Origin of the sequence: Pelagibius sp., assembly GCF_028281305.1 — a bacterium.
Classification (GTDB): Bacteria; Pseudomonadota; Alphaproteobacteria; order Kiloniellales; family Kiloniellaceae; genus Pelagibius.
Map to the genome: position 1 here is coordinate 1 of NZ_JANQKD010000052.1, position 18,974 is coordinate 18,974.

Here is an 18,974-nt window from a genome sequence, read left to right on the forward strand (position 1 = left end):
CATGGCCGACCTCGGCGCCCAGATCGCCGCCAACGAGACCGGCGTGCAGGAGGTGCGCAAGATGCTCGCCCACTTCGGCTTCGACGTGGTGCAGGCCTACATGCGCCATGTGCAGGACAACGCCGAGGAGTCGGTGCGCCGGGTGCTCGATGTGCTGAAGGACGGCGAATTCACCTATCCGCTGGATAACGGCAGCCGGATCCAGGTGAAGATCACGGTGGACAAGCAGGCGCGCGAAGCGACCATCGATTTCACCGGCACCTCGCCCCAGGACCGCGGCAACTACAACGCGCCCACCGCCGTCTGCAAGGCGGCGGTGCTCTACGTCTTCCGCACCCTGGTGGAGGACGAGATCCCGCTGAACGAGGGCTGCCTGAAGCCGCTGAAGCTGAAGATCCCGGAACGCTCCATGATCAGCCCGGTCTATCCGGCCGCCGTCATCTCCGGCAACACCGAGGTCTCCCAGTGCATCACCGATGCGCTCTACGGCGCGCTGGGCGTGCTGGCCTCGGCCCAGGGCACCATGAACAACTTCGTCTACGGCAACGAGCAGTATCAGAACTACGAGACCATCTGCGGCGGCACCGGCGCCGGGCCGGACCACGACGGCACGTCAGCCGTACACTCCCACATGACCAACACCCGCATGACCGATCCGGAGGTGCTGGAGTGGCGCTTCCCGGTGCGCCTGGAGACCTTCCGCATCCGCCATGGTTCCGGCGGCGCCGGGCGGCACCGCGGCGGCGATGGGGTCGTCCGGCGCATGCGCTTTCTGGAGCCCATGACCGCCACCATCCTTTCGCTGCACCGGGCGACCGATCCCTACGGCCTCGACGGCGGGGCGCCGGGGCAGCGGGGCCGCAATTCCGTGCTGCGGGCCGATGGTTCCGTCGACGAATTGAAGGGCAGCGACGAAACGGAGATGCAGGCCGGCGACGCCTTCGTTATCGAAACGCCGGGCGGCGGCGGCTACGGCCTCGCGGCGGAGCGTGCGGAGGCGGCGGAATGAGCAAGGGCGGCACGACGGAGAAAAAGAAGGCGGCCACTGCGAAAGAGGGAAGCCGGCAGGCCATCGTTTCCTCCGCCCATCTGGTCTCGGAGCGGGCGGCGGAGCTGAGTTCCTTCGAATATGGCCTCTACGTCGCCTCCAACGCCTTCGAGCGCTGGATTGTCAGATGCATGGCCGCTGCCGGGCAGCCGGAGCTGGGCGCCCTCGATGTCATGGTGGTGCACAGCGTGAACCACCGCGCCCGCGACAAGCGCCTGGCGGATATCTGCTTCGTCCTCAACATCGAGGACAGCCACACTGTCAATTACGCGCTGAAGAAGCTCAGCCGCCTCGGCCTCGTCGCAGGCGAAAAGCGCGGCAAGGAGATTTTCTACGCGACGACGAAGGAGGGCGAGGCGCTCTGTCTGAAGTACCGCGAGGTGCGCGAGGCCTGCCTGGTCAACTCCTTCAGCGCCTTTGCCGGCAGCCAGGGCGAGGACCTCAACGAACAGATCGGCCAGGCCGCCGACCTGCTGCGCGCCCTCTCCGGGCTGTACGATCAGGCGGCACGAGCCGCGACGAGCCTCTGAGGTGTCGTGTTGCAAGTTGCTGGCTTGGTCTGCAGCCGGTTGCAGTAAGCATCGGCCTCCAGCGTCAGCGGATCAACGCTTCTCGGCAGTGCTTGTACCTGCTGGTCCTATCAAGATACTTGCCCGCCCGCAGGTAGAAGAGCATTGGCATCGTGACCCGGGTGCATGAAAAGACATCGTCCCACAATGATGTGACGATGCATTCTGCAGGGTTCTCCGGTTCATTCTCAAAGCACCAGGCTGCATGGGCTCCCCCGGCAACCTTGGATGTGAGCCAGGTAGCGGCTTCCGCTTTGATCCTGACAACGGATTCTGGATCGTAGCAGTCACTGAGCCGGCGTTCGGACCACTTCGGGGCGATCTTCTCCACTCCGTTGGCTTCAGAGATCGCCTGAAACGTCGCGTAGGGGCTGCTCCTTTCCGGGCAGTCTCCCGGGCGCTCGACATCTCTGAGAAGCGAGTTTGCAATCAACGCCAGAGTCAGCGGGTCGGAGGAGTTGATCCCGATACCCAAGTTCCCGCTAAAGCGCTCCTGATCATCTTCACGCAGAGCACGGAGTGCCGCGAACACACTTGCCGCCATGCGGGGTGTGCCGCGAGTGCCGGCAGGAAGCGAGTATGACCGTTCACGCTCTGAATCCGTGCACGCCCAGCCGACAATGACGCACTGAATTGCGAGCCGCAGCCGAGCTCCCATGTGGTGCTCGGCGACTGCCTGACGCAGCAGAGCGGAGCTTTCTTCTTCCGTTACACCGGAGGGCGGTTGAATGCCATCGCGAGTGAATATTCTGTAGGTGTGCCAGAAGTGGGACTCGGCCAGTTGGAACATTCCCTCGGAATTGCCGGCTTCCGCGGCCTGCCGGAAACGCAGGAGGGCCTTGTCCGGTTCCCACAGAGGGCTGAGCGGGTCCGAGTACAAGAAGCCGAGGAAGACTTCAGCATCGCTGTTCCCTGCTTCGCTGAGCCGGAGAAGCATCGACTCCGCTGCATCATCTTCCCGGTCTGCAAAATGCTTCACAGCCTGCCTGAGCTGCGCCTTTTCGGTTCCATTCGCATCGCTGCCGACGACAAGGCAAAAGGCAAGCATCAGAGCCAAGCCTGCTATGCGGTGCCCGAACCGAGTCACCAGCTTCATGCGGCTTACCATCTTGATCGACCATTGAACATCTCACCGGCGCACTCTACGGCCGATTGTTGTTTCAGTCCATCTGCGGTTGCAAGAAGGCGGCGGGTATCGAGGCTGGTCCCGCGGGCGCTCACCGTGGCAGCGGTTGCTGGCCGCTTAGCCGAGGTGGGAGGTGAAACCCCTGCGGGACGGTCTGCGTAACTCCTTCCAAGAGGTCGCCGCCCCGCCACGATCGAGAGCCGATGTTCGCCGACAACCCCGATCTCACCCTGCGCCGGGCGGCGCCGGACGACGCCAAGGCCGTCCACGATCTGGTCTGCGCCGCCTTCGCCCGCCACGTTCCGGCGCTGGGGCGCAAGCCCCGCCCCATGCTGGCCGACTATGCCTTTGCGGTGCGGGCCCACGAGGTCTGGCTGGTGGAGATGCCGGAGGCGGCGGTCGCAGTGCTGGAACTGATCGCCGCCGAGGATCACCTGGTGGTCCAGGCGCTGGCCGTGCGGCCGGACCATCAGGGCCGGGGTCTCGGTACCGCGCTGTTGCAGCTCGCCGAGCGAGAGGCGCGCCGTCAGGGCCGCGGTCTTCTGAAGCTCAGCAGCCCGGAGGTCATGACCGAAAGCCTGGCGCTCTGCCTCGGGCTCGGCTTCCGCGAAACCCGCCGCCAGACTTACTGGGACAGCCAGATCGTGTTCCTGGAAAAGGCCCTGGCGTGATCCGGGGCGCGCGCCTCGCCGCGAAGGCGCTGCTGCTGCGCCGGCGCGGCGCCACGCACGCCGACCTGCGAACCGAAGCGCCGTCAGCCCGCCCGCAGCGACGGGGCCTCGACTGGCTGAAGATCTTCCGGCCTCGGCGCGCGGCCGTGGCGGCGGCGGAAGGACCAGTAGAGAAACACCAGCATACAACGCCAGAGGGCGTAGACGGCGAGCGGAATGCCAAAGAGCGCGATGATCAACGGATCATTTGCGGGCACCAAGGCCACCGAAGCCAAGTATACGGCAAGAGACAGCGGCACGAAGGCGAGAAGGTGCAGAGCCAGAAGCCCCTTGCCCTGTCCGACCAGCGTTCCCGTGAACCGCGTGCGCAGGTGCGCGAAGCGGCTGACGTTCGGCGCTGTCACGAAAGGGCGGGCAAACGCCAGCGCCTGACGATTCAGCAGAGCCAGGCAGGCCAGCGCACAGGCAGCAGGACCGAGGACGGCTGCAGCGCGCAGCCACATTTCATACTCGGAAACCAGAAGCCCGGCCCCATCCAGGAAATTGATGGTCGTTGAGAAACCAAGGGCACTCAGGAGACAGACTGCGCCAACCCAGAAAAGCCGCTGCGCACGCTGCCTGCCATCCGCACCGAGCATCGCCTCCTCAAGGCCGGCTCTGTAGCGGTCAAACTGCCAGTCGTTCAGCCGATAGCCGACCCCGGGAAAACCATAAGGAAACACATCGCCGCCTTCCCGCGTGAGGCGGACGGTCGTTCCAAGCAGAGCGGCGTTGCATGCCCGCTGAAACGGATCAAGCGGTCTTGCCCTGGAGGTTGCCTTGCTCACACCGGTTCCAGGTCGGCTGGCATAGGTGCGCGGCCGAGGCGCAGGCGGCAGACTGCAAGCGCGGTCAGAATCGCAAGGGTATAGCCAGTTCGAACGGCAAAGGCAGGCGCGATGACGATGATCAGCGCTGTGCTCAGTTGATCCCTTGCAAAGACAATGAGGACCGCTGCCGCGAAGACGGCTTCCAAAAAGACCAGCGCGAGAGGCCGAAAGTAGCTCTTCGCCGGGCAAGTGACCAAGACCGCGATGATGTGCTGGTGCCAATAGGCAAAGAAGGGCAGTTCCGTTGCGGAGGGATAGAGTTCGCGCATGCGCCTCGGCAAGGTAACGAAGGCCGTCCACATTCTCCAATAGAAGAAGAACCCGAACCAGATGACCAGTGCGGAGATAATCTGTCCCGTGCTTATGCCGACAAGGCCTGACCGGTTGAGATGAGAGATGCCGAAGCCCAATCCCAAGCCCAGGAAGATCCAGCGGTTTTGCCAGAACCAGGGCGGAGGGCGCCATCGCCCTGACGAAGGCCGCGCTGTTTCCTCGACATGGGCTGCCCGGTTGAAGAACCGGATGAACTCCCAATCGCCCAAGCGAAAGCCCGGGCCATAGAAGCCGGCAGGAAACACCACGCCGCCGCCATCGTGGCTCGGCAGGGCATGAGCGCCACGCAGGGCGCCCGCGGCCGGGTTGTCGGGCTTGTGGTTCGGCCCACCCTCATCGCTGACTGTGCCGTCACTTTCACTCATACCGGTGGTCGCTCTGCTCTCCCTGCCTTGCACGCGGGAGTTTAGCGTCCGCTGGGCGGCTTGGGGAGCCTAAAGGGGCTGGGCGGCGGGCCTGGCGCGGCGCAGGCTGGCGAGCGCGGTGAGGAAGAAGAGGCCGGCCAGCAGGCCGGGCACGGCATCGGGACCGAAGCGGTCGAGGGCTGCGCCGCTGGCCAGGGGGCCGAGGGCGCTGCCGAGGCCGTAGACCACCGCCAGGCAGGTGGTGCCGGCGACCAGCGATGCGCCGGCATAGCCCTCGCCCAGCAGCGTGATAGCGCCGGTGTAGAGCCCAACGGCGAGCCCGCCCAGGAGCAGCAGCAGGGCGCCCAGCAGCCAGACGGTGCCCAACGCCGCCGGCAGCGCCAGGCAGCAGAGGGCGGAGACCAGGGTGCAGCCGCAGATCACCCGGCGGCGCGGAAAGCGGTCGAGCAGCCAGCCGATGGGCATCTGCAGCAGCACCATGCCGATCAGCAGGCAGGCCAGACCGGCGCTGGACTGTTCCGCGGTGAAGCCGCTTTCCAGGAAATAGATCGGCAGGATCACCAGCGCGGTGCCGTCGAAAAGCGAGTAGACCAGAACCAGCGCGGCCAGCAGCGGGGCCAGACGGAAAAAGCCGATCACCGCCCAGAGCGTGAGCCCGTCGAAGGCGCCGGCCGACGTGCTGCGTGCGCCCCCACCTGTATCACCATCCGCACCGCGTCCAAGCGGCAGCACCGTGAGCGCACCCAGCAGCACCAGCCCGGCGCAAAGCAGGAAGGGCAGCGCCCCTTCGTCGCCGACCAGCAGGATCAGCAGCGGCCCGATGGCGAAGCCGGCCGCCATCACGGCGGTGAAAAAGCCGATGATCCGCCCGCGCTGGGCCTCGGCGGAGACGGTGTTGAGCCAGACCTCGGTGACGACGAAGGCGATGTTCATGCAGCACCCCAGCATCAGGCGCAGCAGGTACCAGTGGCTCTCCGCATCGCTGTAGGGCGAAAGCGCGAGACAGGCAGCGGCCCCTGCAAAGCCGCCGGCCAGCACCGGCAGCGGTCCGAAGCGCTGCAGCAGGGCGGGGACCACGAGGTTGGAGAGCAGCAGCCCGAAGCCGGTCATGGCTCCGCTCAGCCCGATGACGAAGTCGTCGGCGCCCTGGCGCTCCAGCACCAGGGAGTAGAGCGGATAGCTGAAACCCAGACCGAGGCCGCAGACGCCCATCGCCAGGGTCAGCAGGAACACGCTGGTCCACTGCGTGCTTTCCTCGCCACCTTCGGCTGACGTGTCGGCTTGCAGGTCGGGAGCGGGATCAGGCGGCAAATCGGGGGAAGGGCCCGGCGGGACGGCCCTGGCGGCGGAGGTCTCCATAACGCCCCACCATGCCCCGGAGCGGCGGTGCCGGGGCAGGGGTGGATCGGGAGTAGCGCGCGCTATCCCGGGCTACCCCTTGCGGCAAAGCGTCCTTCCCTTTCGCGCGCAGTGGCCCTTTCACGCGCAGTGGCCCTTTCACGCGCAGTGGCCCTTTCACGCGCAGTGGCCCTTTCGCGCGCAGTGGCTTGCGGCGTGCGGGCTGCCGGCTAGCATGGGCCATGACCGTTGTGCAGCCGCCCGTCCCGGAGGCGCCCGTCCCGGAGGCGCTCATCCTGGGCGTTCTCATGCTGAAAACCGGCTTTCCCCGGCTGCCCGGCGATGTCGGCAACCCGGCGACCTGGCCCTGTCCGAGCCTCTACAAAGTGGTAGAGACGGCGCCGGTTGCCGCCGTCGTAACCGGGCGCGCCCTGCCGCCCGACCTGATCGATGCTTTTGCCGAGGCCGGCGCGGCCCTGGTGGACGCGGGCGCGGACTTGCTCACCACCTCCTGCGGCTTCCTGGTGACGGCACAGGCGGATCTTAAGAAACGCTTGCCGGTGCCGCTGGTGACGTCGAGCCTGTTGCAGATACCGCAGGTGGCGGCGGCGCTGCCGGAAGGCCGGCGCGTCGGCGTCATCACTTATGATTCCCGCCGCCTCTCCGCGGCCCATCTGGCCGCCGCCGGGGCGCCGCCGGACACGCCGGTGGTGGGGTTGGAAGAGGGAGCCGAACTGCACCGTGTCATTGCCGGCGATCTTTCGCACCTCGACCGGGCGGCGGCCGAAGCGGACGTGCTGGCAGCCGGGCGGGCGCTCGCGGCGCGCCATCCGGAGCTGGGTGCCATCGTGCTGGAGTGCACCAACCTGCCGCCCTACCGCCGGGCCCTGGAAGCCGCGCTCGGCCTGCCGGTCCACGACCTTGTCACCCTGCTCTGCGACGGTCCTCTCCAGCAGGGTAAGCCGGCGTCCGGTAATGAAGTTTCATAGAAATCAACAGATTACGATAAATCGAAAATAAAACGTTTATATTTTGTCGATAAAATGTCATTGTATGGCCTCGGTTGCCTGACCTTGCCGCGCATGGCTAGAGTCGGCGACTGGCCCCGTGGCTCTCCGGGTACGGATTTCCGCGGGTAGGAATTGCGGACGGTCGAGCGCCCCCGCAAACAGGCCAAACAGGGAGAACAAGAATGAAGAACGTTGTTACCTCTAAAGGCGGGGTTGCCTCTCGGGGCGGGAGAGCGTCTTTTGGGATCGCCGCGGCCGCCGCGCTGGTGCTGGCCGCCGGCCCCATGTTGTCTACCGCTGCACAGGCGGCGGAGAAGTGGGACATGCCGCTGGCCTACTCGGCCAGCAACTATCATTCGGAGAACGCTGCGAAGTTCGCCGAAGCCGTCACGGCGGCCTCCGGCGGCGAACTTGAGATCGTCGCCCATCCCGGCGGCTCGCTGTTCAAAGGCGGCGAGATCTACCGCGCCATCCGCACCGGCCAGGCGCCGATCGGCGAGCGCCTGATCTCGGCGCTGGGCAACGAGGACCCGCTGTTCGAGGTGGATGCCCTGCCGTTCCTGGCGACCAGCTTCGAGGATTCCTGGAAGCTCTATCAGGCCTCCAAGCCGCAGCTCGAGGAGACCCTCGGCAAGGCCGGCCTGAAGCTGCTCTACGCTGTGCCTTGGCCGCCCCAGGGACTCTACAACAAGACCGCGGTCACCTCCGCGTCAGACATGCAGGGTGTGAAGTTCCGCGCCTACAACGCCGCCACCTCGCGGTTGGCCGAGCTGATGGGCGCGGTGCCAACCAAGATCGAGGCGGCGGAACTGACCCAGGCCTTCGCCACCGGCGTTGCCGAGAGCATGATCTCCTCCGGCTCCACCGGCTACGACCGCAAGATCTGGGAGCACGTGAAGTACTGGTACGACGTCCAGGCCTGGCTGCCGAAGAACATGGTGATCGTCAACCAGGCGTCCTGGGACGGGCTGGACGCCAACCTGCAGAAGATCGTCCTCGACGAGGCCGCGAAGGCCGAGCAGGCCGGCTGGGACAAGGCCCGCGAACTGGCCGACTGGTACAAGGAGCAGCTGGCCGCCAACGGCATGGAGGTGGGCCCGCCCAGCGATGCGCTGAAGGCCGACTTCGAGGCCATCGGCACCACCATGACCAAGGAGTGGCTGGACAAGGCCGGTGCCGAGGGTCAGGCGGTGATCGACGCCTACAACGCCATGTAGGTCCGCCTCTCGGCGGCCGGCCGCGTGCTGCGGCCGGCCCCGGTGGCCATTCCGGAGCCGCGGTAGAGTCTGAGCCGGGCTGATCCGGACTGATCCCGACTGATCCTTCTTGGGGGGCTTTCGATGCAGGGGACCATGCGGCGCGGCCTCGGCGGCGTGCTCGACCGGGTTTATCTGGCCGGCGGTGTGCTGGCCGGGCTCTTCCTTCTGTCCATCGCGGTGCTGGTGCTGCTCAGCATTGTCTCGCGGCTGCTCGGCATCTTCGTGCCGGGCCTGTCGGAGTATGCCGGCTATGCCATGGCCTCGTCGTCGTTCTTCGCGCTGGCCTATACCTTCGGCACCGGCGGCCACATCCGCGTCAACCTCTTCCTCGGCAAGATGACCGGGACCCGGCGGCGGGCGGCCGAGATCTGGTGCCTGGCCGCCGGCAGCTTCTTTGCCTGCTACCTCGCCTGGTTCAGTGTGAAGATGGTGCGCGTCTCCCACATGCTGGGCGACATCAGCGAAGGCTCCGACGCCATGCCGCTGTGGATTCCGCAGATCGGCATGGCCGCGGGTTCGGTGCTGCTGGCCGTCGCCCTGGTCGACAGGCTGGTTGCCGTCCTGCGCGGCGCGCCACTGGCCGCCGGGCAGACCAGCGAATAGGTGGCGGGCAATGGAACAGCTGATCCTCACCCTGGTCTTCCTCGTCGTTCTCTTCTTCCTGCTGGGCAGTGGGGTCTGGGTCGGGCTCTCCCTGCTGGGCGTGGCGCTCACCGGCATGCTGCTCTTCACCACCCGTCCGGCGGGCGACGCCATGGCAACGACGATCTGGAGTGCCTCCTCTTCCTGGACGCTGACGGCCTTGCCGCTGTTCATCTGGATGGGGGAGATCCTTTTTCGAACGCGGCTCAGCGAAGACCTCTTCAAGGGGCTGTCGCCCTGGCTCGGACGTCTGCCCGGCCGGCTTTTGCATGTAAACGTCGCCGGCTGCGCCCTCTTCGCCGCGATTTCCGGCTCCTCCGCCGCCACGGTGGCCACCGTCGGCAAGATGTCGATCCCGGAACTCAGGCGCCGCGAGTATCCCGAACGCATGATCATCGGCACCCTGGCCGGGGCCGGGACCCTCGGGCTGCTGATCCCGCCCTCGATCATCCTCATCGTCTACGGCGTGACCGTGAACGAGTCGATCGCCGGACTGTTCATGGCCGGGGTCTTTCCCGGCATCATGCTGGCGCTGCTGTTCATGGGCTACATCGCCATCAAGGCGCTGCTCGATCCCGCCTCCATGCCGCCGCGCGAGGCGGCCCTGACCTTCGTGCAGAAAGTCCGTGCCTCGGTCTCTCTGCTGCCGGTGATCGCGCTGATCATCGGCGTTCTGGGGTCCATCTATGCCGGCATCGCCACCGCGACCGAGGCCGCCGTGCTGGGTGTCGTCGGGGCCCTGGTGCTGTCCTTCCTGCAGGGCTCGCTGACCTGGAACAGCTTCGTCGAAAGCCTGATGGGCGCGACCCGCACCTCCTGCATGATCGCCCTCATCCTGGGCGGGGCGGCCTTTCTGTCGCTGGCCATGGGCTTCACCGGCCTGCCGCGCAACCTGGCCGCCTGGATCGGCTCCCTGGAGCTTTCGCCGCTCGCCCTCATCCTGGCGCTCACGGTCTTCTACATCATCCTCGGCTGCTTCCTGGACGGCATCTCGGCGGTCGTGCTCACCATGGCGGTGGTGGAGCCGATGGTCCGCCAGGCCGGCTTCGACATGCTGTGGTTCGGCATCTTCCTGGTGATCGTGGTCGAGATGGCCCAGATCACCCCGCCGGTCGGCTTCAATCTCTTTGTCTTGCAGGGCATGACCAAGCACGAGATGCCCTACATCGCACGGGCCGCCCTGCCGATGTTCGGCATCATGGTGCTGGCGGTGGCCCTGGTCGTCGCCTTTCCGGAGATCGCCACCTGGCTGCCGGCCCAGATGCGCGGCAGTCCCTAAGGCCGAGAACGATGTCCGGGCCACCGAGGTTGGGAACGTTGAGGGGGATCACGGAGGTCTTACCGTGGAAGACCTGGGATTTGCTGCGCGGGACCCCAGATCTGCTATAGTGCAGCGATTGCAAGAGGAAGACCCGAAACATGGCCAATGCCGCCCCCAGACCGGCCGCTTCGCCGGACAGCAACCTGCCCGATAGCAATTTGCCCGGCGACCCCCTGATCGAGGCGCTGCGCGCTCTGCTTGGCGAGCGCCTGTCGACCGCTCGCGCCGTCCGCGAGCACCACGGCAAGGATTCCTCATTCCATGCCATGGAGGCGCCGGACGCGGTTGCCTTTGCGGAGTCCACCGAGGAGGTCTCCGCCATCGTGAAGCTCTGCGCCGAACATGGCCGGCCGGTTATCCCCTTTGGCACCGGAACCTCGCTGGAAGGTCAGGTCCAGGCGACCAAGGGCGGCATCTGTATCGACGTCAGCGCCATGCAGCAGATCCTGGAGGTCAACGAGTCCGATCTCGACTGCCGGGTTCAGGCCGGTGTCACCCGCAAGGCGCTGAACACCCACCTGCGCGACACCGGGCTGTTCTTCCCCATCGATCCCGGCGCCGACGCCTCCCTGGGCGGCATGGCGGCGACCTCGGCCTCCGGCACCAACGCGGTGCGCTACGGCACCATGCGCGACAACGTGATGGGGCTGACGGTGGTTCTGGCCGACGGGCGGGTGATCCGCACCGGCGGGCGGGCGCGCAAGTCCTCCGCAGGCTACGACCTGACCCGGCTCTTCGTCGGCTCTGAGGGGACGCTCGGCGTGATCACGGAGGTGCAGCTCCGCCTCTTCGGCATTCCCGAGGCGATGACGGCGGCGGTCTGTTCCTTCGAGACTCTGTCCGGCGCCGTCGACACGGTGATCCTGACCATCCAGTCGGGTATTCCCGTGGCACGCATCGAGCTGTTGGACGAACACCAGATCGACGCCGTGAACCGTTATGCCAAGCTGGATCTGCCGGTGAAACCGACCCTGTTCTTCGAGTTTCACGGCACCGAGTCCTGGGCGCGCGAGCAGGCGGAGATGGTCGGCGAAATCGCCGAGGGTTATGGCGGCAGCAACTTCGAGTGGGCGACCAAGCAGGAAGACCGCAACCGTCTCTGGCAGGCGCGTCACAATGCCTGGTACGCCAATCTGGCCTTGAAGCCGGGCGCCATGGGCTGGGCGACCGACGTCTGCGTGCCGATCTCGCGGCTGGCCGAGTGCATTCTGGAGACCCGCAAGGACATCGACGAAAGCGGCGTGCTGGCGCCCATCGTCGGGCATGTCGGCGACGGCAATTTCCACCTGACCTTCGTACTCGACCCCAACGATCCCGACGACATGAAAAAGGCAGAGGGCGTGAACGAGCGCATGGTGATGCGCGCCCTTGCCATGGGCGGCACCTGCACCGGCGAACACGGCGTGGGCAGCTCCAAGATGAAGTTCCTGCAGGCCGAGCACGGCGACTCCGTCAGCGTCATGCGTCAGGTGAAGCTGGCGCTGGATCCGCAGAACCTGATGAACCCGGGCAAGATCCTGACCGTCTGACAGGCTCCCCGCGTGCTGCGGTCTAGAGCCTTGCGGGAGCGCTGATCCGCGCGCATCCTCTGCGCTGTCATGACCCTGTCCGAAGGATCGCAGCCGCCGAAACCGAGGCAAACTGAGGCGAAGCCGGATTTGCCGGGCGACGGCAAGGTCCCGGCGGGCGTCCGCTCGTCGGCGGCCACCGCGTGGCACTCTCTGACCGCGGCGCAGGCCCTTGCGGCCCAGGAGTCGCGCGCCGAGGGCCTGAACGAGGCCGAAGCAGGGCGGCGTCTGGCCGAGTGCGGTCCCAACCGCTTGCCGCGCGGGCGCGCGCCGGGTGGTTTGGCGCTCTATGTCCGTCAGTTCAAGAGCCCGCTGGTCTACCTGTTGCTCGCCGCCTCCGTCGTCTCCGTCTTTGTCGGGGAGTGGAGCGACGCGCTCTTCATCTTCGTTGTCCTGCAGCTGAATGCCGTCATCGGCGGTTACCAGGAATGGCGCGCTGAGACATCGGCGGCTGCGCTGGACCGGATGATGCGCGACCGTGTGGTCGTGCTGCGCGACGGACTGGCGCGCCAGATCGATACGGCGGACTTGGTTCCGGGCGATATCGTGCGGCTGGAATCCGGTGGGCGCGTGCCGGCGGACCTGCGGCTGCTGGAGCTGCACGAGTTGAGCGTCGACGAATCGCTGCTGACCGGCGAGTCGCTGCCCCTGGAAAAGGACGTCGACCTCGTGGCCCCGGCCACAGCACCCCTGCCGGAACGCCTCAACCTGCTGTTCGCCGGCACCACGGTGTTGACGGGGCGGGCAAGGGCGCTGGTGGTCGCCAGCGGCGCCGAAACCCAGATCGGGCGCATCGCCAGCGCCCTCGCGCTGCCCGATCAGGCGCCGCCGCCCCTGATCGCACGGCTGGAACGCATGGGCCGGATGATCGGGATCGCAACCGTCGTGGCGATCGCGGTCCTGGCCACCGTGCAGCTTCTGCAGGGGCTCGATCTCCTGACCGTCTTCCTGGTCGCCGTCGCCCTGGCGGTGGCCGCCATCCCGGAAGGTCTGCCGGTGGCGATCACCGTGGCGCTGTCGATCGCAACCGGCCGCATGGCCCGGCGCAACGTCATCGTCCGCGCCCTTCCGGCGGTGGAGGGCCTGGGCGCCTGCAGCCTGATCGCCAGCGACAAGACCGGCACCCTGACCTGCAACGAACTGACGGCAAAGCACGTGCTGCTGTTCGATGATGCCGGCCCCGCCGTAGCCGGCACGGTGGGCGGCCAGGGCTACCGCCCGATCGGGACCGTTGCGGTCGACGGCCGGGCGCCCTCCAATCAGGAACTCGCCGGCTTTGCCGAGCTGGCCCGCAGCGCCGCGCTCTGCAACGAGGCCGAGATCGCCTTCGTGGATGATGAGGTCCGGCATCTGGGCGACACCGTCGATGTCGCCTTTCTGGTGCTGGCCGCCAAGCTGGGGCTCGATCCGGCTGCCCTCAGAGGCTCCTACCGGCTCCATGGAATGATCCCTTACGAACCGCAGCGGCGCTATGCGGCCTCCTTCGTGTCCGGCGGCGATGCGGCGGCGGGGCCGGTGAGTGCCGGAGCTGCGGGCGGTGCCACGGTGCATGTGAAGGGGGCCTTGGAGGTGCTGCTGCCGATGTGCGACGGCATCGATGCGGAGCGCGCCCTGGCCGCCGGCGATGCCCTGGCCGCCGAGGGGTACAGGGTGCTGGCGGTGGCCCACGGCAGCGTCTCCCGGGATGCCGCCGAGCGCGCCGATGCCGGCTCCCTGCGCTATCTGCGCCTGCTCGGCCTGGTCGGGCTGATGGACCCGCTGCGCCCGGAAGTGCCTGACGCCATACAACGCTGCCGTGAAGCCGGGATCTCGGTCGTCATGATTACCGGCGATCATCCGGAAACGGCCCGCGCCATCGCCCGCGAGCTTGGCGTCGGTGACGGTGACCCGGTTGTGGTGACCGGGGCGGAGCTGCAGGCTGCCGCTCCGGCCACAGAGGGCTTTGCCGCGCGCGTCAACTCGGCGCAGGTTTTCGCCCGCGTGGAGCCGGTCCAGAAACTGGAAATCGTTCAGGCCCTTCAGCGCGCCGGCCATGTCGTCGCCGTTACCGGCGACGGCGTCAACGATGCGCCGGCGCTGGCGGCCGCCGACATCGGCGTCGCCATGGGCAAGGGCGGAACCGACGTCGCCCGCGGCGCCGCCGATCTCATCCTCACCGACGACAACTTCGCCTCCATCGTCGGCGGCATCGAAGAGGGGCGCATCGCCTACGACAACGTGCGCAAGCTGATCTATCTGCTGATCTCAACGGGTCTCGGCGAGATCGTCCTCTTTCTGCTCGCCATCCTGGCAGGCCTGCCGTTTCCGCTCTTCGCCGTTCAGCTGCTCTGGCTGAACCTCGTCACCAACGGCATCCAGCATGTCGCACTGGCACTCGAGAAGGGGGAACCGGGCATTCTTCAGCGCCGCCCACGGCCGCGCGACGAGGCACTCTTCGACCGCCGCATGATCGGTCAGGTCGCCATGGCCGGCGGCTACATGGGCTTCTGCGGCTTTGCATTCTACTATTGGTGCCTGGAGCGCGGTGTCCCGGAGCCCGAGGCACGCAACCTGCTGCTCTTGCTGATGGTGCTGTTCGAGAACGTGCACGCCGTCAACGCCCGATCGGAGCGCCGCTCCGCCCTCGGTGTCCCCGTGATGGCCAATCCTTTCCTGTTTGTGGCCATCGCCGCGGCCCAGGGGCTGCACATAGCGGCGCTCTACACGCCCGGCCTCAGCCATGTGCTGGCCGTCGAACCGGTGAGTCTTCTGGAATGGCTTCTTGTCCTGGCGCTGGCGCTTTCCCTGCTGGCGGTGATGGAGATGTGGAAAGTGCTTCCTGGGAGAAAGTCCCAGAGAATATCCCACTAGGCTTAGGGGATATCTGCCGAAACGGGCGCCGGATGCCTGGGCAGGCCCCTTCAGCAGGCCCCTTCAGCAGGCCTAGACAGGCTCGTCTTTCGCCGGGTCCGCTTCCGCGCGCTCGCCGACCTGCCCTGCCTCTGGGGCCGGGCCTCTTTGGCGCTGCCGGCGCCGGCGTTCTTCGCGCTGCCGCTTCAGTTTTTCGCTGCGATACGAATCCAGGTCGATGATCTCGCCCATTGGACTACCACCTATCCGCCGGCTGTGCTCCGCCGGACCATCAGGTATTGCACCCTTCGGCGCACTCGATCCGAATCAGGCTTCGGCTTTGCGGCCCTGACCTGATAAAAGTAGCTTAGCGGAATTGAACGGCGTTGCAATGCTCTCACCTTTAGTAACACGAATGGATCCGGTCGGATGCGCCCACTGTGGGAGGCGCTCCGCGCAAGAGACCGGTGAGCGTCTTCTCATAGCGAGGTAGGCTGTTGAAGAAGCTGGCCCTATCAATCGTTGCTCTTCTTGTCCTGTTGGTTGCGGGGCTCCTGATTCTTCCAAGCTTCTGGGACTGGAATGCAGAGAAGGGCAGGATCGCCGATGAGGTTCGCAAGCTGACCGGACGCGATCTCCAGATCGTCGGAGATCTCAGTCTTCAGCTGCTGCCGTCCCCTGCATTTTCCGCCAACGAAGTGAGCCTGGCCAATATCGAGGGCGGCAGCGAGGACGCGATGGTGCAGCTGCAGGAGCTGCGCGTTCAGGTGGCGCTTTTTCCGCTCCTGCAACAGCAGGTGCTGGTCGAAACGGTCACACTGGTAAAGCCCGAGGTGGTGCTGGAGGTTCTGCCCGACGGCCGGCGCAACTGGGACTTCGGCGCGGCGGAGGGAACCGAACCTTCGGCAGAAGGCCCTGCGGCAATCCCCGCGCCGACCCCCGCTCCCGCGCCTGCGACGGGCAACGAGGACACGATCAGGGTCGACAGCTTCGTGATCGAAGGCGGCACGTTTGTCTATCGCGATGCTGCTGCGGGCCTCGAAGAACGCGTGACCGGGGTGAATGCCGAATTGGCAGCCGACAGCCTGGCCGGTCCCTTCGCTGCCAACGGGCGCGCGGTCTATCAGGGGATCGAGAGCGCGTTCGACATCAGCCTCGGGCGGTGGCGCGATGAAGGCGCGACCCCGTTCTCCATTGGCCTGACGCTGCCGAAGGCCTCGGCCTCAGCCACCTTTGCAGGCGCCGTGTCGCGCCATCAGGATCTGCGGACGGTGAGAGGACGGCTGCAGGGCGAGGGCGAGAACCTGGCAGCCCTTCTCTCGGTCCTGGATGTCGGAGGCCTCGAAGGGGCGGGACGAGCCCTCCTCAGCCAGCCTTTTGCCGTACAAAGCGAAATCACCGCGGGCCCTGCCGAAGCGGAAGCTGCCGCTTTGAAGCTGGGCCTCGGCGAAACGGACCTGGAAGGCGAGGGCAGGATCATCCTCGGCGAGACCCCGCAAATCCTCGCCAAGCTCTCCGCCACCCGTATCGACCTCGACCGCCTGTTGCAGCGGGCTGGGCAAGACGTCGGCCAAGGCAGCGGCCAAGGCAGCGGCCAAGGCAGCGGCCAAGGCGTGCGCGGCGCTGCACAGACCGCGGTACCCCAGTCCCAGGCGCCATCGCAGGATCGCACGGAGGGACCCGGTGACAGTGCCGAGACCCCTCCCTTGGGGCTGCCCACGGATGTTGTGGCGGACCTCGATCTGACCGTCGACACCTTGGTGTACCGCGAGCAGTTTGCCCGCGGTCTTGCGCTTGCCGCGCGCCTCGATGGAGGCAGCCTGGCAGTCGAGAACCTCTCCGCCTCCCTGCCCGGCGGATCGGAAGTCGCTCTGACTGGCTCCGTGAGCGATGACACGGGGCCGCCGCGGTTCCAGGGCCGTCTGGAAGCCGCTTCGGACAATCTGCGCGCCCTGCTGGCCTGGCTGGATGTCGACATCGACGCCGTCCCGGCCGACCGCTTGCGCAAGATGGCGTTGACGACCGCCGTCGATCTGGCCCCGCAGCAGGTCACGCTGCGCGACACCGATCTGCGCCTGGATGTCAGCCGCATCACCGGCGGGGTCGCGTTCGCGCTGCGCGAGCGGCCCGGGTTGGGCGTGGGGCTGTCGATCGACAAGCTCAACCTGGATGCCTACCTGCCCAAGGAAGAGCAGCCAGCGGCCTCGGCGCGCCCGCAAGAGCCCGCAGAGGGAGCGGGCGAATCACAGGCGGCGCCCGAGGCGGCGGCGCCCGGCGTCCTCGCCGTGCTCGATGCTTTCGATGCCAACCTCGATATCAGGGTCGGGGCGCTGACCTATCGGGGCCTGCCCCTCAACGGTCTGCGCCTGGATGCCACCTTGCAGCAGGGCGGCCTGGTGGTGCGCGAAGCCTCGCTGATGGATCTTGCCGGATCGCGCGCCAGCTTTGGCGGCAGTCTTGCCAACGTGGCACGCCAACCGACCTTCGACGGCTCGCTGGACGTCGCGGTTGCCTCGCTGTCGCGCCTGGCGAAGGCCCTGGCGCTCCCCATGGAGGGTCAGCCGCCGCTGGAGTCGTTCACGCTTTCCGGCGCCGTTAACGGGACGCCGGAGTTGGTGCGCTTCGACCAGCGCCTCGCAGCCCTGGGCGGCAGCCTGCGGGCCGCCGGCAAGGCCGAGCTTGCGGCCGGCGCGGCGCTGGTTGATGCGGCGGTCGAGGCAAGCCATCCGGATCTGACGGTCCTGCTGCGCGAGATGCTGCCGAGCGAGAAGATTCCGGCCGATCTCGGCCCTGCGGACCTGAAGGGCAGACTCGCCGCGGCGCCGCAGTCGATCACGGTCTCGGCCCTTGAAGGGACGGTTGCCGGCGTCGATCTCAACGGCGATCTGGCCCTGGCCCTGGAGGCCGAGCGGCCGCGGATCACCGCAGATCTCACAACCGGCGCCCTGCCGTTGGCAGCCCTGGCCGCCCCGGCGGCGGCTTCCGGCGGTCAGCGTGCGGCCGCAGGCGGCGGTAATCGTTCCGGCGCAGGAGCGGAGCGGCCCCGCAACACGCCGGCCGCCGCCGGCCGCTGGTCGAGCGAGCCTCTGGATCTCACGGCCCTGCGCAGCGTCGATGCCGAGGTGGCGTTGCGGTCGGCCGCGCTTCTTCTCGACGATGCCCGGCTCGATAACGCCCAGCTCGAAGCCACGCTCACGGACGGCCTGGTGGACCTCAAGCGGTTTACGGCTACAGCCTTCGGCGGTGCCCTCTCGGTGACCGGTAAGGCTGACGCCCGCGAGACGGCGCCCGGCGGCCTGGAGGTGGCAGCGGCGGTCACGGCCATCGAGATGGACCTGAAGGCCCTGTTGCGTGACCTGGCCGACAGTGACCGTGTTTCCGGCCCGCTGACGGTGGAGACCAGCCTCAATGCCAGCGGCAGCAGCGAAGCCGCCCTGGTGAACAGCCTGAATGGCAGCGGCAAGATCGACGGCACCCTGACCGTCGCGGCCAAGGCGGAGGAGCAGGCGGGCGCGCTGATCCTGAACATCCTCGGGCAGAAGGTCCGCGAGGTTCGCGGTATCAGCGACAGCACCACCCTGCTGTTCAGCGCCTTTGCCGGGGCGCCGTCGAAGGTCGACGGGACCTTCGTCGTGGAAGACGGGGTGCTGACGACGACGGACACCCGCGTGCAGGGCCGCAACGCCCGTGCCCTGACCGCGGCGACGGTGAATCTGCCGAGCTGGACCCTGGACAGTCAGACCGACGTGTTTCGGGACAGCGATCCGGAGACGGCCTATCTGACCGCAAAACTGCGCGGCGACCTCGACAGCCCGAACATCAGCATCGGCGGGGAGCCCTTCCGGCGCCGTGACGACTCCTCACAAGGCGAAGGCGCGACCGGCGGCTCCGCCCCGGAGGACGCACCCTCGGCGCAGCAGTTGGAGCCGGAGGCCGCACCGCCGCAGCAGCAACCGCCGAAACCCGAAGACATTCTAAGGGAAGGCCTGAAGAACCTGCTGCAGGGCCTGGGCGGCTGAGCCGCCC

The 18,974-nt window shown here is 67.0% G+C and carries 15 protein-coding genes; 10 read left to right on the forward strand and 5 right to left on the reverse strand.

The annotated features are described in order from the left end of the window. Window positions 1-1,009: hydantoinase B/oxoprolinase family protein (locus tag Q0982_RS11790; protein WP_299395667.1), on the forward strand; the 1,009-nt coding region annotated here is incomplete at its 5' end. Beyond that, window positions 1,006-1,578, forward strand: a complete 573-nt coding sequence (locus Q0982_RS11795; RefSeq protein WP_299395669.1) for a winged helix DNA-binding protein — start codon at window positions 1,006-1,008, stop codon at window positions 1,576-1,578. The genes Q0982_RS11790 and Q0982_RS11795, both read left to right, overlap by 4 nt. A 64-nt stretch (window positions 1,579-1,642) precedes the next feature. Here the strand turns inward: Q0982_RS11795 and Q0982_RS11800 are convergent, their stop codons facing one another. Then, window positions 1,643-2,713 (reverse strand): hypothetical protein, encoded by a 1,071-nt coding sequence (locus Q0982_RS11800; protein ID WP_299395671.1) that lies wholly within the window; start codon window positions 2,711-2,713, stop codon window positions 1,643-1,645. A gap of 233 nt (window positions 2,714-2,946) precedes the next feature. On the opposite strand from Q0982_RS11800, the gene Q0982_RS11805 reads away from it, so the two are divergent. After that, window positions 2,947-3,414 (forward strand): GNAT family N-acetyltransferase, encoded by a 468-nt coding sequence (locus tag Q0982_RS11805; protein WP_299395674.1) that lies wholly within the window; start codon window positions 2,947-2,949, stop codon window positions 3,412-3,414. Window positions 3,415-3,497: 83 nt separating this feature from the next. Here the strand turns inward: Q0982_RS11805 and Q0982_RS11810 are convergent, their stop codons facing one another. The 3 genes from Q0982_RS11810 to Q0982_RS11820 all read right to left on the reverse strand — a co-directional run bounded on the left by Q0982_RS11810 (window position 3,498) and on the right by Q0982_RS11820 (window position 6,214). Beyond that, window positions 3,498-4,241 carry a hypothetical protein gene (locus Q0982_RS11810; RefSeq protein WP_299395675.1) on the reverse strand — a complete coding sequence of 248 codons (744 nt, stop codon included), beginning with the start codon at window positions 4,239-4,241 and terminating at the stop codon, window positions 3,498-3,500. Further along, window positions 4,238-4,981 carry a hypothetical protein gene (locus tag Q0982_RS11815; RefSeq protein ID WP_299395678.1) on the reverse strand — a complete coding sequence of 248 codons (744 nt, stop codon included), beginning with the start codon at window positions 4,979-4,981 and terminating at the stop codon, window positions 4,238-4,240. The genes Q0982_RS11810 and Q0982_RS11815 overlap by 4 nt, the downstream gene beginning before the upstream one ends. 69 nt (window positions 4,982-5,050) lie before the next feature. Continuing rightward, complete coding sequence (locus Q0982_RS11820; protein ID WP_299395681.1) at window positions 5,051-6,214, reverse strand: MFS transporter; 1,164 nt, start codon at window positions 6,212-6,214, stop codon at window positions 5,051-5,053. Window positions 6,215-6,561: 347 nt separating this feature from the next. Between Q0982_RS11820 and Q0982_RS11825 the strand changes: the two genes are divergently transcribed. The 6 genes from Q0982_RS11825 (at window position 6,562) to Q0982_RS11850 (ending at window position 14,969) form a co-directional block, all read left to right on the forward strand. Next, window positions 6,562-7,308: an aspartate/glutamate racemase family protein gene (locus tag Q0982_RS11825; protein ID WP_299395683.1), complete on the forward strand. Its 747-nt coding sequence runs from the start codon at window positions 6,562-6,564 to the stop codon at window positions 7,306-7,308. A 203-nt stretch (window positions 7,309-7,511) separates the two neighbouring features. After that, window positions 7,512-8,546 (forward strand): TRAP transporter substrate-binding protein, encoded by a 1,035-nt coding sequence (locus Q0982_RS11830; RefSeq protein WP_299395686.1) that lies wholly within the window; start codon window positions 7,512-7,514, stop codon window positions 8,544-8,546. A gap of 123 nt (window positions 8,547-8,669) precedes the next feature. Continuing rightward, window positions 8,670-9,191, forward strand: coding sequence for a TRAP transporter small permease (locus tag Q0982_RS11835; RefSeq protein ID WP_299395688.1), 522 nt, complete (start codon window positions 8,670-8,672; stop codon window positions 9,189-9,191). Window positions 9,192-9,201: 10 nt separating this feature from the next. After that, entirely contained in the window at window positions 9,202-10,509 is a 1,308-nt protein-coding gene (locus Q0982_RS11840) for a TRAP transporter large permease (protein WP_299395690.1), read from the forward strand. 140 nt (window positions 10,510-10,649) lie between these two features. Continuing rightward, window positions 10,650-12,080 carry an FAD-binding oxidoreductase gene (locus Q0982_RS11845; RefSeq protein WP_299395693.1) on the forward strand — a complete coding sequence of 477 codons (1,431 nt, stop codon included), beginning with the start codon at window positions 10,650-10,652 and terminating at the stop codon, window positions 12,078-12,080. A gap of 129 nt (window positions 12,081-12,209) precedes the next feature. Beyond that, window positions 12,210-14,969: an HAD-IC family P-type ATPase gene (locus Q0982_RS11850; protein ID WP_299395695.1), complete on the forward strand. Its 2,760-nt coding sequence runs from the start codon at window positions 12,210-12,212 to the stop codon at window positions 14,967-14,969. Window positions 14,970-15,041: 72 nt separating this feature from the next. Here the strand turns inward: Q0982_RS11850 and Q0982_RS11855 are convergent, their stop codons facing one another. Then, window positions 15,042-15,200 carry a hypothetical protein gene (locus Q0982_RS11855; RefSeq protein WP_299395697.1) on the reverse strand — a complete coding sequence of 53 codons (159 nt, stop codon included), beginning with the start codon at window positions 15,198-15,200 and terminating at the stop codon, window positions 15,042-15,044. Between the two features lie 245 nt (window positions 15,201-15,445). Between Q0982_RS11855 and Q0982_RS11860 the strand changes: the two genes are divergently transcribed. Then, a complete protein-coding gene (locus Q0982_RS11860) occupies window positions 15,446-18,967 on the forward strand; it encodes an AsmA family protein (RefSeq protein WP_299395699.1) in 3,522 nt (1,173 codons plus the stop codon). Window positions 18,968-18,974: the final 7 nt, after the last annotated feature.